The organism is Devosia sp. MC1541, assembly GCF_012847305.1.
Classification (GTDB): Bacteria; Pseudomonadota; Alphaproteobacteria; order Rhizobiales; family Devosiaceae; genus Devosia.
In genome coordinates, this window is record NZ_JABBDZ010000043.1 from 1 (window position 1) to 1,528 (window position 1,528).

Sequence of the window (1,528 nt, forward strand, 5' to 3'; positions counted from 1 at the left end):
TCGTCAACACCCATTTTCGCGAATTCCGAAATCTTTCGAGATCCACTAAACCAATTTCAAATTTGCATTTGATTTCAGTCGTTTGCTGCGTCGCTCAGTGCCGTGAGGCGCTGTGCTCTGCAGCGATCACCGGGTTATAGGGGCAGCACTGTTTCGTGTCCAGAGCGGTTTAGAAAATTCGATATGATTCAGGTTTTTGGCGCCGTGCCGGATGTGAACAAGCCCGGTGAGTCAGCAGCGTTTCAGCACCTTTGCTGAGTTTTCCACCTAGGGGAAGTTTTTGGCGGAATTGGTTCAGGATCAAGACAATACCTACCTTGGGTAAAAACATACCCAAAACCATCCTATGAGATAGGCCACGGTCTCCACAAAATTTCCCTCCTGCCCACTGACACGATTCAAAAATTTGTACACAATCCGTACTTCCACTTACGGGAGACTTCGGAGTGCTGCATTCCCTGAATGTCAGGGCGGACCAAATGGTAAATGACGGCTATCGGTTCATACGATTGCGTACCAATCAGTCTCGGAGGCTGCTCGATCTGCTCGGGTACCAGTTCGTGTTTTACCAACCACGAGACCAATTGCCTGGTGCCTACCAAGGTTTTGGTACCCTTTATGAGGTCACACCAATCGAGGGTACGCCTTTTGTGCTACTGGAGTTTGCCAATTTGGAACTATTCGAAGACGCCGTCTCATTGAGTCATTTGTATGAGGCAAGCGGCAGTAGGGCTTTGAATTGGTACGAACATGCCCCGCTGATCCAAAAGCTACCAGCAGAATTTGAAGAGGTGTTGTGGGCTGAACGACGGTCGGAACATTCTTTTTCGGAAACGACCGACTCTACGACGGACCTCTTAGGAAAATCGCCGAATCTAGCTGAACGACGTGTTCAGCTGCGCGATCCTTATTTGCGCTTTGATATGCTGAGCATCTATGGCTCAACTTGCGTATTCACTGGCCAGAACCATACAGGGATCCTACTCGGACGTTACGCAACTCAAATTGGCCATATTGTTCCGCTTCGCAATGGCGGTCCCGACGAGATTACGAATGTCCTGCCAATGAGCCCTATTGCAAATTGGTTATGGGATGAAGGGGTGATAGCCCTCAGTATCGACGGCACAATCGCGGTGCATGAAACAGCCTGTCCGGACACCAAGAAACTTGTACGATCTGGTAGGAAGATCGCATTCAAAGATCCGCGCATTTGGCCCCGCCCCGAGTACATCACTTGGCATCGTGAGCACATTTATGGTCGAGGGCCAGCCTATGCGCAGACTTGGAATAGCTAGACAGCTCAGTACGTTTATGTTTTGACCCGCCACTACGTCACAAACGCAAAAAGCCCCGCTGGTGAGCGGGGCTTTTTGTATTTGGTTTAGATGATCGTAGAGAGATTTTATGTTTTTGGCAGACCTTGCAGTGACCTACTCTCCCAAGTCTTGAGACTTAGTACCATTGGCGCGGAGGAATTTGACGGTCGAGTTCGGGATGGGATCGGGTCTTGGGCTCCTCGCAAGAACCA

The 1,528-nt window shown here is 49.9% G+C and carries 1 protein-coding gene and 1 rRNA gene; one reads left to right on the forward strand and one right to left on the reverse strand.

Translation table 11 applies throughout. The features are described from left to right. Positions 1 to 446: 446 nt before the first annotated feature. The gene (locus HKD40_RS17600) at positions 447 to 1,295 is read left to right on the forward strand and encodes an HNH endonuclease (RefSeq protein ID WP_169197066.1); all 849 of its coding nucleotides are present in this window, start codon (positions 447 to 449) and stop codon (positions 1,293 to 1,295) included. A 122-nt stretch (positions 1,296 to 1,417) separates the two neighbouring features. On the opposite strand, the gene rrf is transcribed toward HKD40_RS17600, so the two are convergent. Beyond that, positions 1,418 to 1,528, reverse strand: a 5S ribosomal RNA gene (gene rrf, locus HKD40_RS17605); the annotation flags it as partial.